The sequence below is a fragment of the Spirosoma fluminis genome, from assembly GCF_054778895.1.
The window spans coordinates 149,694-162,954 of record NZ_BAAGZD010000004.1; the positions used below are offsets into that span (position 1 = coordinate 149,694).

12 protein-coding genes are annotated in these 13,261 nt (G+C 50.8%); 5 read left to right on the forward strand and 7 right to left on the reverse strand.

The window, feature by feature from the left end; all coding sequences use genetic code 11:
- Positions 1-19: 19 nt before the first annotated feature.
- Both ACYVBJ_RS06020 and ACYVBJ_RS06025 read left to right on the forward strand, forming a co-directional pair.
- Complete coding sequence (locus tag ACYVBJ_RS06020; RefSeq protein ID WP_460981394.1) at positions 20-796, forward strand: exodeoxyribonuclease III; 777 nt, start codon at positions 20-22, stop codon at positions 794-796.
- A gap of 62 nt (positions 797-858) precedes the next feature.
- Entirely contained in the window at positions 859-1,440 is a 582-nt protein-coding gene (locus ACYVBJ_RS06025; protein ID WP_460981395.1) for a pseudouridine synthase, read from the forward strand.
- A gap of 143 nt (positions 1,441-1,583) precedes the next feature.
- On the opposite strand, the gene radC is transcribed toward ACYVBJ_RS06025, so the two are convergent.
- From radC to ACYVBJ_RS06040, 3 genes are all read right to left on the reverse strand, one after another.
- Positions 1,584-2,279 (reverse strand): RadC family protein, encoded by a 696-nt coding sequence (radC, locus tag ACYVBJ_RS06030; protein WP_460981396.1) that lies wholly within the window; start codon positions 2,277-2,279, stop codon positions 1,584-1,586.
- Between the two features lie 129 nt (positions 2,280-2,408).
- Positions 2,409-2,675 (reverse strand): 30S ribosomal protein S20, encoded by a 267-nt coding sequence (gene rpsT / locus ACYVBJ_RS06035; protein WP_460978160.1) that lies wholly within the window; start codon positions 2,673-2,675, stop codon positions 2,409-2,411.
- Positions 2,676-2,778: 103 nt separating this feature from the next.
- Complete coding sequence (locus ACYVBJ_RS06040; RefSeq protein ID WP_460981397.1) at positions 2,779-3,225, reverse strand: Dabb family protein; 447 nt, start codon at positions 3,223-3,225, stop codon at positions 2,779-2,781.
- A 166-nt stretch (positions 3,226-3,391) separates the two neighbouring features.
- Between ACYVBJ_RS06040 and ACYVBJ_RS06045 the strand changes: the two genes are divergently transcribed.
- Entirely contained in the window at positions 3,392-4,333 is a 942-nt protein-coding gene (locus tag ACYVBJ_RS06045; protein WP_460981398.1) for a zinc dependent phospholipase C family protein, read from the forward strand.
- 68 nt (positions 4,334-4,401) lie between these two features.
- On the opposite strand, the gene ACYVBJ_RS06050 is transcribed toward ACYVBJ_RS06045, so the two are convergent.
- Positions 4,402-4,704: a hypothetical protein gene (locus ACYVBJ_RS06050; RefSeq protein ID WP_460981399.1), complete on the reverse strand. Its 303-nt coding sequence runs from the start codon at positions 4,702-4,704 to the stop codon at positions 4,402-4,404.
- A gap of 161 nt (positions 4,705-4,865) precedes the next feature.
- The gene (locus ACYVBJ_RS06055; protein WP_460981400.1) at positions 4,866-5,717 is read right to left on the reverse strand and encodes a sugar phosphate isomerase/epimerase family protein; all 852 of its coding nucleotides are present in this window, start codon (positions 5,715-5,717) and stop codon (positions 4,866-4,868) included.
- Between the two features lie 157 nt (positions 5,718-5,874).
- On the opposite strand from ACYVBJ_RS06055, the gene ACYVBJ_RS06060 reads away from it, so the two are divergent.
- Together ACYVBJ_RS06060 and ACYVBJ_RS06065 are read left to right on the forward strand one after the other, a co-directional pair.
- Positions 5,875-7,071, forward strand: a complete 1,197-nt coding sequence (locus ACYVBJ_RS06060; RefSeq protein WP_460981401.1) for a class I SAM-dependent rRNA methyltransferase — start codon at positions 5,875-5,877, stop codon at positions 7,069-7,071.
- A gap of 235 nt (positions 7,072-7,306) precedes the next feature.
- Positions 7,307-9,061, forward strand: coding sequence for a pyruvate dehydrogenase complex dihydrolipoamide acetyltransferase (locus ACYVBJ_RS06065; protein ID WP_460981402.1), 1,755 nt, complete (start codon positions 7,307-7,309; stop codon positions 9,059-9,061).
- 88 nt (positions 9,062-9,149) lie between these two features.
- Here ACYVBJ_RS06065 and trxA read toward each other — a convergent pair whose 3' ends face one another.
- Both trxA and dnaE read right to left on the reverse strand, forming a co-directional pair.
- The gene (gene trxA / locus ACYVBJ_RS06070) at positions 9,150-9,494 is read right to left on the reverse strand and encodes a thioredoxin (protein WP_460978154.1); all 345 of its coding nucleotides are present in this window, start codon (positions 9,492-9,494) and stop codon (positions 9,150-9,152) included.
- Positions 9,495-9,566: 72 nt separating this feature from the next.
- Positions 9,567-13,202: a DNA polymerase III subunit alpha gene (dnaE, locus tag ACYVBJ_RS06075; RefSeq protein ID WP_460981403.1), complete on the reverse strand. Its 3,636-nt coding sequence runs from the start codon at positions 13,200-13,202 to the stop codon at positions 9,567-9,569.
- Between the last annotated feature and the right edge of the window lie 59 nt (positions 13,203-13,261).

Genomic DNA, 13,261 nt, shown 5'->3' on the forward strand with positions numbered 1-13,261 from the left:
TTCGTCAACACATTTTTCAATGCAACTTATCTCATACAATATCAACGGCATTCGGGCGGCCATGCGTAATGGGCTCATCGACTGGCTGTCGCAGCATAATTTTGATGTTCTCTGCTTTCAGGAAGTGAAGGCTACGACTGACGTAGTTGATCTGAAACCATTTGAAGAACTGGGGTATCAATACCACTGGCATGCCGCCGAAAAGAAAGGGTACTCCGGTGTCGCTACCTTCTCGAAAATTCCACCTACCAACGTAGTGCTGGGCTGTGGATTACCCGTGTATGATTGCGAAGGGCGTATTTTACGTACCGACTTTGGCGATCTGACCGTACTCAATTGCTATTTCCCGTCTGGCACAACGGGCGAAGTACGGCAGGGCGTAAAAATGGAGTTTCTGCGGGACTTTTACGTGTATGTACAGACGCTTCGTCAAACGCGGCCAAAACTGATCGTAGTTGGAGATTACAACATCGCCCATACGCCTATCGACATTCACGATCCGGTACGTAACAAAAATACTACCGGCTTTCTGCCCGAAGAACGTGCCTGGATGGACCAGTGGTTCAGTACCGGCATGACGGACGGGTTTCGCTACAGGCACCCGGAGAGCGTGGCATACAGTTGGTGGAGCTACCGGGCGGGTGCCCGCAGTGGCAACAAAGGCTGGCGTATCGACTACGCATCGGTGACCGACAATCTTCGTGATCAGATCGACGACTGCCGGATGCTACCTGACGCGGTACATGCCGACCATTGCCCGGTTTGGTTGTCAATGAGCGAAAGGGCGAGTGAGTGAACGAGCGAATGTTTTTGGTAGAAGATCACTCGTTCGCTCCTTTGTCATTTGTCTCATTATCAATGTATTATCTAATTTACAAGCCGTATCTGATGCTTTCGCAGTTTAGCCGGGAAGGGGACAAACCCACGCTGGCTGATCTGGAATTCAACTTTCCGAAAGATGTATACCCGGTTGGGCGACTTGATGCGGATAGCGAGGGCCTGTTGTTGCTCACCAGCGACAAACAACTGAACCACCAGCTGCTGAACCCGAAGTTTCGCCACAACCGGACGTATTACGTACAGGTAGATGGTCAGGTAACGGACGAGGCCTGCCGTCAACTTTCCCAAGGGGTTACTATTTCTGTGGACGGCAAGCCTTATCATACGTTACCAGCCGCAGCTCAAGCCATTGGTGAGCCTGCCTTACCTGAACGTAATCCGCCGATTCGCTATCGGGCTACCATACCGACTTCGTGGCTGTCCATTTCGTTGCACGAGGGTAAAAACCGGCAGGTGCGCAAGATGACGGCCACCGTAGGATTTCCCACGTTACGTCTGGTCCGTTGGGCCATTGAGACCCTAACTGCCGAGGGCATGACGCCCGGTCAGGTACGTGAACTCAGCCGGGCAGACGTAATGCAGGGGCTTAAGCTCAAATAGGCATTATCAGTCAGTCATTGTCATTAAATAGTCATCGCTTATTCAAACTGGCGGGAAACGAGTCGATAACGGACTAATCTGCTATGGAATAACGTACTGATAATGAATGACTAATAATGTCTGCTTAACGACCAAAAGTAAGCTTATAAGATGCCTTCATCAGCAAAGCTTAAGTAGGCTTTGTCGGTGAATATGAGGTGATCGAGGACCGGAATGTCCAGCAAACGCCCGGCATCTTTGAGTTTGCGGGTCAGGTCTTTATCGGCTTGGGAGGGCGTCAGGTTTCCGGACGGATGATTGTGCAACAGAATCATTGAAGAAGCAAGGTGCTCGATAGCTTGCTTGAATATAATTTTCGGATCGGCAACGGTTCCTGAAACACCGCCCGCGCTAATCTGTACCGGCCTGAGCACTTCGTTAGCGCGGTTCATGAGCAGGATCCAAAACTCTTCGTGCGGCTTGTCGAGCAGGTGAGGAATCATTTCGTTGTACGCATCGCGCGAGCAGGTGATTTTAGCGCGTTGCGGCCGGTCCTGCTCTTTCCGCCGACGGCCTAATTCAAGCGCAGCTACGATACTAATGGCTTTTGCTTCGCCGATACCCCGAAATTTAGAAAGGTCTTTTATGCTTAATCGAGCTAACTCGTTCAGGTTGTTGCCAACACTTTTCAGAATGATTTTAGCAACATCGACCGCGGTGAGGTCAATCGTTCCCGAGTTGATAAGTATGGCAATCAGCTCGGCCTCCGACAGGGCGGCTTTGCCCTTCAGCATGAGTTTTTCGCGGGGCCGATCTTCTTCCGCCCAGCTTTGAATGGTTCCAGAGTTTTCGTAGATCATTACGGTGCGTAAAATGTAACTATTGGTTTACCTAATAAAGATAATCCGCCAATATTCACCATTTTACGGTATAAAAAAACCTCACCCTATAAAAAGGTAAGGTTTCCGAATACGTAATGCGAGAAGCAATTAAGCTGCAGCTGTCTTCAGGCTATTTACCAGCCGAGCCAGTTTCGACTTATTGTTGGCCGCTTTATTTTTATGAATGATGTTGCGCTTAGCCAGTTTGTCCAGTGCTGACGAAACAGACTTAAACAGTTCAACAGCCATTGCGTGGTCAGTCGTGGTACGTAGTTTTTTTACCATGTTCCGGGTCGTTACGTGCTGGTAACGGTTCAACAGCCGCTTCTTTGCACTCGACCGGATTGCTTTTTTTGCTGATTTATGGTTTGCCATCGGTATAAAAATGAAATCGTTATCGCGATATGAGGGCGCAAAAATAAGAAATTTGGTTAAAATTATCAACGTTCCTCCCAAATTTCTTACGAACGCACGTCACTTAAGGACGAATATCGGCATTGACAATCAACGTATTTTCCCAGACGTTCTTATTTTGGTTAACGAACTGTTTATAAGCGGCACTTTGCTCAAAAATTTTGATGTCGGCTTCCGTCTGAAACGTCAAATAATGCACAACATCGTAGTTCGAGGGCGCCTGATTTGGCAAAATGGTCTTACCCGATGTATAATTGACGATCTGTGGAATTTCATGTTTTAGAGCCGCAAAACTGTTCATGTGCTGCTCTACTGCTGCATTTTCAACACCTTTTTTGAATTTTATGCATACAATCTGCTGTTTCTGGGCTTTTCTTGCAGGTGAATAAGCACCGTAGATTGTTAATGCAAACGAACAAAGAAGGAAAATAATAAGGGTATATCCCCGTGACTTGGCGTTCATGATTAATTGTATTTTAATATATAAACCAAATTTTGTTTCGGTGAACACAACACTTTATCTGAAAAGTTAAATTTGTTGGCGATAAAGTGCTATATTTTGTCAAATGTACAACTGTTTTATTTGGTTAATAGTTTTCGCCGAAATTTTCGCCACTACTGGTAGTGCTGTCGAAGCTCGTTCGGCGCTTGGTAATGAACTTCTGCCGCATTACCAAGTGCACCAACCTAACGTTTTAGGCCTACAACCTCGGTGGGGTTTTTATGCGCATCAGCAGATCAATCGGCTGGCTGTTTTTACGCTGCCAGTGGACATGATTCCGTTTTTCAAAAAGCACATTACGTTTCTAACCGACAACGCCGTCAATCCCGACAAACGCCGGTATGCAGTCGCTGGTGAAGCACCCCGCCATTTTATCGATCTGGATGCCTACGCCGACACGTCGGCGATTACGATACCACGTTATTATAAAGATGCGGCTGACCGGTACGGCGATGATAGCCTGGCACTGCATGGCATCGTGCCCTGGCATATTCAGTTGGCAAAGTATCAGTTGACGGAAGCGTTTAAGCAACGTAACGTTCGGCGAATTTTGCGGGTAGCGGCTGATCTGGGCCATTATATTGCCGATGCGAACGTGCCGCTTCATACCACCCGCAACTACAACGGACAGCTAACTAACCAGCAGGGGATTCATGGGTTCTGGGAGTCACGCCTGCCGGAGTTGTTTAGCACCAATTATGATTTTCTGACGGGCCAGGCCGAGTATATCTATTCGCCCCAGAAATCAGCCTGGCGAGCGGTTTTTAACGCCCATGCCGCGCTGGACTCAGTATTGCGCTTCGAGCGGCAACTCACCGAAGAGGTGGGCGAAAGGCGTAAGTATGGGTTTGAGGAACGTAACGGAATTACCACCAAGGTGTATGCCGCGGACTTTTCTCGACAATACCACGAGCGATTACGTGGGCAGGTCGAACGACAGATGCGGGCGTCGGTAAAAATGGTTGGCGATTTCTGGTACACCTGCTGGGTCGATGCGGGCCAGCCCGATTTGCGAGCGCTGGCGAAATACCAGCTCACCGACGACGAACAGAAAGAAGAAGTCGAGGAAAAGAAAAGCTGGTTGAAACGACTGTTTTCAGCACGTAGCGAAGAATGAGAAGTGGTATTTAGCCGAACTCCACCCCGAGAATCCACTGTCATTTCAGCCGCACTTTTTCATTTGGGTTACTGCCTGATTATTTTAACTGTGTAGTACTGGCTCGAGGTACCTACCCGCACGTAATACAAACCGGGTTCGGTACCTACTTTAACCCGAATACGTTCCAGCGAGTCAGCCTGCTGAAAGGACACATCATCGTATTGCCTCCCCTGCCTGTCAAAACTGCGAACCCAGATCGACTGACCGCTTACGCCCTGACGGCGATTTAATGCCGTAGCTGGGCCACTATCGCCACTAAAGGCTGGCTCACCGTATACTGCCACGGTCGTAATGGTCTCACTTATAGAGTTGTGGATATAAATAAACATTGACTAGGCCGAAATATACGCAGTAACTGAACTGGCTAGTGCGAAGCCAATCGCTTTTGTAGCTAGTCGACTATGTGGAACAGATCTTTGGATTGATTCGGCATATAAAAGCCCTCAACTTAAGTCGAGGGCTCGTCAAATGTGACAATAAGCAATACTTACTATACCGTCAGGGTTTTCATGTATTCAGCATCGTTTTTCATACTGGTCATCACGGCCTGTGGGTATTCTTCCTGCTCAACAATGAAGTACTTGATACCGCTGTCCATCGCAGCGCGTAGCGTTTTCTTGAAATCAACGTCGCCCTTGCCCAAGTCATTCTGCACGGGCTTGCCGTTTACTTTTTTGTAATCTTTAATATGACATAGTTCATAGCGTTTGCCGTATTGTTTCAGGTGGGCTACGGTATCGACGCCTGCTACGTCAATCCAGCACAGATCCAGCTCAAACATTACGTTTTTGGGGTCCGTGTTCGCCAGTAAGTACTCCTGCGGCAGTTTGCCATCCAGCGGCTTAAACGAGTAGTCGTGGTTGTGATACCCGAACTTCAGCCCACCTTTACGAACCTGTTCGCCAACGGTGTTCAGCTTGTCGGCTACTTTTTTCCAGTCGTCAAACGATTTCTGCGGGCCAATGTATGGGCATAGTAAATAGCTCAGGCCAACTTCTTTCGCCATATCGATGCTCTTGTCCAGGTCCTTGTTCATGTCGAAGTGCGTACTGATCATTTTAACGCCCAGACCGTCCAGGAACGATTTCATTTCCTTAGGCTCCAGCCCCCACAGAAATCCTTTAGGGCCGCTATAACTCTCGAACTGCTTGTAGCCCATCTGAGCCAGCTGAGTCATAATGCCTTTGGGATCGTTGGGAAGTACGTCGCGAACGCTGTATAACTGAACACCGAATGGATTAATAGGCTTAGCGGCTGCACCGGCCAGTAAATCGGTTTGACTGAGGGCAAAGGCACCAGCCGTTAAGAGGCCAGACTGTTTTAAAAAGTTGCGTCGTTGCATGGTTGCTATAGGTTTGCAGCAATAAAACGCAAAGGCCGCTTATTTCTACGCAACTACCCTACTTTTTTTGTCGAGAGGGCCGAAACAAAGAGAATCCGAAAAAGACCTCTTACGGCAAAGATGGTCGTTGTATCTTTGCCTTCTTTATCAGGAACGAATGACATTCTCTAAGTTATATCTACAGGCTGGGCGCGACGAAGCCGTCCGGCGGTTTCACCCCTGGGTTTTTTCGCGAGCGATCGGTCGGTACGAAGGTAATCTGGACGACGGCGACGTAGTTGAAGTGTTCGACCGCAAAGAAGAGTACCTGGCCACGGGGCATTATCACAACGGCAGCATCGCGGTCCGTATCTTCTCGTTTGCGGCTACGGCAGGCGGCCCCGTTACGCCCGATCTGCCGTACTGGACGCAAAAGCTAACACACATTCGGAGTATCCGACAGGCGATTGTTACGGGCCAGACGAACTGCTACCGACTGGTTCATGGCGAAGGGGATGGCTGTACAGGCCTGATCATCGATATGTATAATGGCGTAGCGGTTTTGCAGGCTCACTCGATTGGTATGCACCGCGAGCGGCAACTCATCACCGAAGCGCTTAAGGCGGTTTTCGGCAATGAGCTGAAAGCGGTTTACGACAAAAGCGCCGATACTCTGCCTGACGAATACGGCGCTACTGTAACCAACAGCTACTTATACGGACGTACCCCTGTGCCGCATCCCGTGCAGGAGAATGGCAATACGTTTCTGGTCGATTGGATCACGGGGCAGAAAACTGGCTTTTTCCTGGATCAGCGCGACAACCGGGCTCTGCTGGCGCAATACGCGCATGGCAAACGAATCCTGAATGCGTTCTGTTATTCGGGTGGTTTCTCGGTCTATGCACTCAAGGCGGGCGCCAGTCAGGTTCACTCGGTAGACGTATCGCAGAAGGCAATCGATCTGACGAATCGGAACGTCGACGCGAATTTTGGTGAGCAGGAGAAGCAGCACCAGGCCTACGCCGAAGACGTAATGCACTATCTGAAAGGCCACGATCATCAATACGACGTAGTTGTGCTCGACCCCCCCGCTTATGCCAAAAGCTTGTCCGCACGGCACCGGGCGGTGCAGGGATACAAACGCCTGAATGCCGAAGGGCTGCGTCGGGTGGCCAAAGGAGGTATTCTCTTTACGTTCTCCTGCTCTCAGGTGGTTGATCGTGAGTTGTTTTACAATACCATCGTCGCGGCTGCCATCGAAGCTGGTCGGCAGGTGCGCGTTTTGCATCACCTCAGCCAGCCCGCCGACCACCCGGTCAGCCTTTTCCATCCGGAAGGAGGATACCTGAAGGGATTGGTGTTATGGGTGGAGTAAAGGGATGAGTGGACGCAAGGGGAAGAGAGGGGTTATTCGTAAGCACTCGTTCTTTCATCCCCTTCCTGCCACTCTTCCGTTAATAGAAAACAGGAGCAACTGATACAATCTTGGTTGGTTTGCGCTAATTTTGGCCGGTTGTTCTGCCCATTTCCTCCGATGACAATGCGCCACCGGAGGAATCAGCAACGCCCAAACCTATCTCTTGTATAACTCGATACATACATAGCTGCATATGGCTGAATTAATTAGAATGCCCAAGATGAGCGACACCATGACCGAAGGAGTCATTGCGGAGTGGCACAAAAAGGTGGGCGACAAGGTGAAAAGTGGCGACGTACTAGCTGAAGTCGAAACCGATAAAGCGACCATGGACCTGGAGGCCTACGAAGAAGGTACGCTGTTATACATTGGTGTAGAAAAAGGTGCGTCGGTACCTGTAGATGGTGTTCTGGCAGTTATCGGCGCGGACGGGGAAGATTACAATGCGTTGCTCAACGGCACCAGCGGTGGGAGTCAGGAAGCCGCTCCGGCGGCTGAAGCACCTCAACCGACTGCTCCATCCGGTGAGGCACCCGCTCCCAGTGGTGGTGCCGCTGGTGAAGTAGCCACTAACCTGCCGGATAAACAGGCGGTATCGGCAGCTCCGGCAGAGAACGTAAATGCCTCCATCATTCGGATGCCGAAGATGAGTGATACCATGACCGAGGGTACAATTGTCGCCTGGCATAAAAAAGAAGGCGATACCGTTAAGTCGGGTGATATTCTGGCCGAGGTCGAAACCGACAAAGCCACTATGGACCTGGAGGCCTACGAAGAAGGCACCCTGCTTTATATTGGTGTGAAAGAAGGATCGTCGGTAGCCGTCGATGACATTATTGCGGTGGTTGGCGAAAAAGGTGCCAACTTCAAAGTGCTGCTCGACGGTGGGGCTGGTGCACCGGCTCAACCGGCTGCCTCGGGCGATAGCGGTAATGCAACGGCTCAGCAGAATCCGCAGGCCAATGTTCCTGCCAATGCCGCTACCGATCTCTCGTATGGCGGAGAAAAAGACGAAGAAGCGAGTTCAAATGGCCGCGTGAAAGCGTCACCATTAGCGAAACGTATTGCCGAAGAGAAAGGAATTAACCTGGCGCAGGTACAGGGCTCTGGGCCAGAGGGACGTATCGTGAAGAGTGATGTTGAGTCGTTTGTGCCGTCGGCTAAGCCAGCTGCTCAGCCCGTGTCGCAACCGGCTGCCGAGCAAAAGCAGGCTCCGGTCCAGGCGCCAGCGCCCCAGGCAACTTCCGTTGGGGGAGAATATGAGGACATCCCGGTTAGCCAGATGCGCAAAACCATTGCCCGTCGACTAAGCGAAAGCATGTTTACGGCTCCGCACTTCTACCTGACCATGGAAATCAACATGGATAAGGCGATGGAGCTGCGCGGCACCGTAAATGGTGTTAGCCCGGTGAAGGTGTCGTTTAATGATTTCGTGATCAAAGCGGCTGCGTTAGCGCTCAAACAACACCCGAATGTCAATTCATCGTGGCTGGGTGACAAGATCCGCAAATACAAGTACGTCAACATTGGCGTTGCCGTCGCGGTCGACGAAGGCTTGCTCGTACCGGTTGTTCGGAATGCGGATCAGAAAACGCTGTCGACGATCTCGGGAGAGGTGAAGGAAATGGCCGGTAAGGCGAAAGAAAAGAAGCTGCAGCCAAAAGACTGGGAAGGCAGTACGTTCTCAATCTCGAACCTAGGTATGTTCGGCATTGATGAGTTCACGGCCATCATCAACCCACCAGATGCCTGCATTATGGCGATTGGCGCTATCAAACAAAGCGTTAAGTTTGAAGGAGATGCGGCCGGCGTTTCGGTAGCTAAGCCAACGAACGTAATGAAAGTTACGCTCTCCTGCGACCACCGCGTTGTCGATGGAGCTACGGGAGCCGCCTTCCTGCAAACGTTCAAAGAGTTGCTGGAAAATCCGATGCGGATGCTGGTATAAAAAAGGAGAAACGGAAGAAGGGAGAATAGGAAAAGGGAATAACAAACCCCATTCTCTTATCCTCCCTTCTTCCGTTTGTTCTCTAAAACTATAGCGCAGCTGGCTCCATGGCGGCCTGAAGCTTCTGCTCCAGCACGTTGCGGGGAACCGCACCGATTACTTTATCCACTAACTGACCATTTTTGAAGACCATCAGGGTCGGAATGCTGCGGATGCCAAACTTAGCGGGCACCTGAGCGTTTTGGTCAACGTCCATTTTGGCAACGATGGCTTTTCCGTCGTAATCGCTGGCCAGTTGCTCAACAACTGGTCCAATCATTTTACAAGGACCACACCATTCGGCCCAAAAATCTACTAAAACCGGCTTATCTGAATTTATAAGATCTTCGAAATTCGCGTCGGTCGCTTCTACGGCAAGTGATCCTGCTGCCATGAGTGAAATCTGTTTATTGAGTTGAACTTGTTTCTCCCTGATAAACCGAATACACGCCGATTAGTTCCGAAATTACGCGACCTTACACGTTACGCCGTCCATAGCCTCCAGCGCCCGCAGGAGCGTGTTAGCCGGGAAAATCTTTAACGTCCTGGATTGTAAGCTCACTTCGATACGTTCGTTCGGGTCTACTACGTTCAGTGAAAGCGTACACGTACCGGGGTGGGCGCTAACGAGCTCGTTAATCTTCGCGACCAACTGGGCGTTCAACGCATCCAGGGTTAATGAAACGCGCAGCTCCTTGCAGAACTTCTCACGCATTTCCGACAGCAGCCGAATGGTGACGGGTTTGAATTCGAGCTGGTCGGAGTTCCATCGATTCTGCGTTTTGCCGGTGATGTGCAGAAATCGTCCCACCTCAATGTACTGCCCCAACCGGACGTAATCATCACCGAAGAGCGCCAGCTCAATCGACGTACTGTAATCCTCTATCTTGAAGATACAGAACGGATTTCCGTTCTTGGCCACCTTCGTTTGCATAGCCGATACGATGCCGGCAACCTTGATTTCGGGGGCCTTGATCTCGTAGATTTTATCAAGTGTGCAGTTGCAGAAACCATCCAGCTCCAGCTTGAACTCATCCAGCGGGTGACCGGTGATGTAAAAGCCGACTACGTCTTTTTCGTGCTTGAGCTTCTCAATCTGGTTCCATTCGGGCACCGTTGGCGGTTTCGGGCGGGCGAGCATCGGTTCACCGCCCATCATCGCGCCGAACAATGACTGTTGAGCAGCCGCTTTTTCAGCGTGGTAATTGTTGCCGTAACGAATTACCTTGTCCAGGAACGGGGACGTATCACCGTCGGCCATCTCGAAATACTGCGCCCGGTGGTACTCGTCAATGCTGTCGAAGGCTCCCGCATACGCCAGCGATTCCCAGGTCTTTTTATTGACTGTCCGCAGGTTAATCCGGATCGCAAACTCAAAAATATCTTTATAGAAGCCCCCCGCTTTCCGCTCTTCGATGATGGCTTCCACGGCCGCGTCACCGGCACCTTTGATACCACCAAGCCCGAAGCGAATTTCACCTTTCTGATTAACGCCAAACACGCGCTCTGATTCATTCACGTCGGGGCCAAGTACCGGAATACCCAGGTTTTTACACTCTTCGAGGAAGAACGTAATCTTTTCGATGTTACCTAAGCAGCTCGTCAGAACGGCTGCCATGTACTCCGACGGGTAGTACGTTTTCAGGTAGGCCGTCTGGTACGCAACGAAGGCATAACAGGTGGAGTGCGATTTGTTGAAGGCGTAACTGGCGAAGGCTTCCCAGTCAGTCCAGACTTTTTCGCAGATTTTCAGGTTGAGTCCGTTGGCAGCACAGCCGTCCATAAACTTGCCCTTCATCTTATCGAGTACGTCTTTCTGCTTCTTACCCATCGCCTTCCGCAAGACGTCGGCGTCACCTTTGGTGAAGTTGCCGAGCTTCTGCGACAGCAGCATCAACTGCTCCTGATACACGGTAATGCCGTAGGTATCGGACAGGTATTCCTCCATCTCGGGAAGGTCATACTTAACTTCTTCGCGGCCGTGTTTACGGGCAATGTAGTTCGGAATATAGGCAATCGGGCCGGGGCGGTACAAGGCGTTCATGGCAATGAGGTCCTCGAAGCGGTCGGGCTTCAGGTCCTTCATGTGCTTTTTCATACCATCGGATTCGAACTGGAAAATTGCGTTCGTTTCGCCCCGCTGGAACAGCTCGTACGCTTTCGGATCGTCGAGCGGAATGTCGTCAATATCCGTTTCGACGCCGTTCACGAAGAATCCGCCGTAATTTTGCTTAATGAGCCGCAGGCATTCTTTAATGATGGTCAGGTTGCGTAGCCCCAGAAAGTCCATCTTGATAACGCCCGCATCTTCGATCACTTTCCCCTCATACTGGGTGATAATGAGGTTTGTATCTTTCGAGGTTGAGACCGGTACGATGTTCGACAGGTCGTCGGGGGCGATGATGATACCGGCCGCGTGAACGCCTGTGTTACGTACCGTTCCCTCTAACCGACGCGCCTGTTGAAGTACATTCTGTACCTTCTCGGTGTCGATGAGTTTCATTGTTCGGCCCACGCTCTGATCGCCCGCTTCGAGGGCCCGCATCCGCTTCACGTTTTCCACCTCATCGGGCTGAATGACGTTGGCCAATCCGCCGGGCCCTTCAATCGGATCTTCGAAAATCCGACGCAGGGTCATGTTGTACGTCGGCTTATCGGGAACAAGCTTGGCCAGGGCGTTGGCGTCGTTGAGCGGTAAATCCATCACCCGCGATACGTCCTTAATGGCCGATTTGGCGGCCATCGTACCATAGGTCACGATAGCCGCAACCTGCTGCTTACCGTACTTCTGCACGACGTAATCGATTACCTTCTGCCGCCCTTCGTCGTCGAAGTCGGTATCGATATCGGGCATCGACTTCCGGTCGGGGTTGAGGAACCGTTCGAACAGCAGGTCGTATTTTATAGGGTCGATATTCGTAATCCCGATACAATAGGCCACCGCCGAGCCAGCGGCCGAACCCCGGCCCGGCCCCACCATCACGCCCAGGTCGCGCCCGGCCTGAATAAAGTCGGCCACGATGAGAAAGTACCCGGCGAATCCCATCGTTTTGATGGTAAATAGCTCGAAGTCAAGCCGTTCCTGTACGTGACTTTCGATTTCGCCGTAACGTTTTCGGGCTCCTTCGTAGGTCAGGTGTTTCAGAAATTCCCACTGGTTCGCTACGTCATCAGCGTGCAGCTGAAACTCCTGCGGAATCGGGAAATTGGGTAAGAGAATATCACGTTTGAGCTTCAGCGTTTCAACCTTATCAACGATCTCGTTGGTGTTGTCGATGGCCTGCGGCATGTCGTGAAACAGCGTCGTCATCTCCTGCGTGTTCTTAAAATAGAACTGATCGGAGAAGAAGGCAAAGCGCGTGTTTTTGGGCATGGCTTCCTCGTCGTTGAATTCCTTCATCGACGGCGTACTCTGCTTCTCGCCCGTGTTCACGCACAACAAAATATCGTGGGCTACCCAGTCGTCGCGATCAACGTAGTGCGAGTCATTCGACGCAATGATCTTGACGTTATATTTCCTGGCAAACTTGACCAGCACCTCGTTGGCTTTGATCTGGTCGGGAATCTCGTGACGCTGTAGTTCAACGTAGTAATCCTCGCCAAACCGGTCGAGCCACCATTTGAATTCTGCCTCACCGGCTTCTTCGCCTTTTTTAAGGATGGTTTTCGGAACGATGGCCCCAATGCAGCAGGTCGTGGCGATAAGACCTTCTTTGTACTTATCAATAAGCTCTTTTGTAACACGCGGGTATTTGCCATACAGCCCTTCCATGTAGCCCAGCGAACAGAGCTTCGTCAGGTTTTTATAGCCCGTTGGGTTCTTGGCCAAGAGCAACTGATGGTAGCGAATATCCTTTTGCTCTTTGGTGAACTGCTTTTTGTGGTGATCGTCAACGACGTAAAACTCGCAGCCTACGATGGGTTTGATGCCCTGCTTGCTGGCCTCAGCTACAAACTCAAATACGCCGAACATATTACCGTGGTCGGTAATCGCAACGGCGGGCATATTGTCACCTTTAGCCTTCTTAATCAGCTTTTTGATGTCGGCCTGCCCGTCGAGCAGCGAGTATTGGGTGTGCGTGTGGAGGTGAGAGAATTGCATACGTTACGCGGTTTACTGGCTTAAAAATAACCCATCATAATGGGTAAAGTGTAAACGTG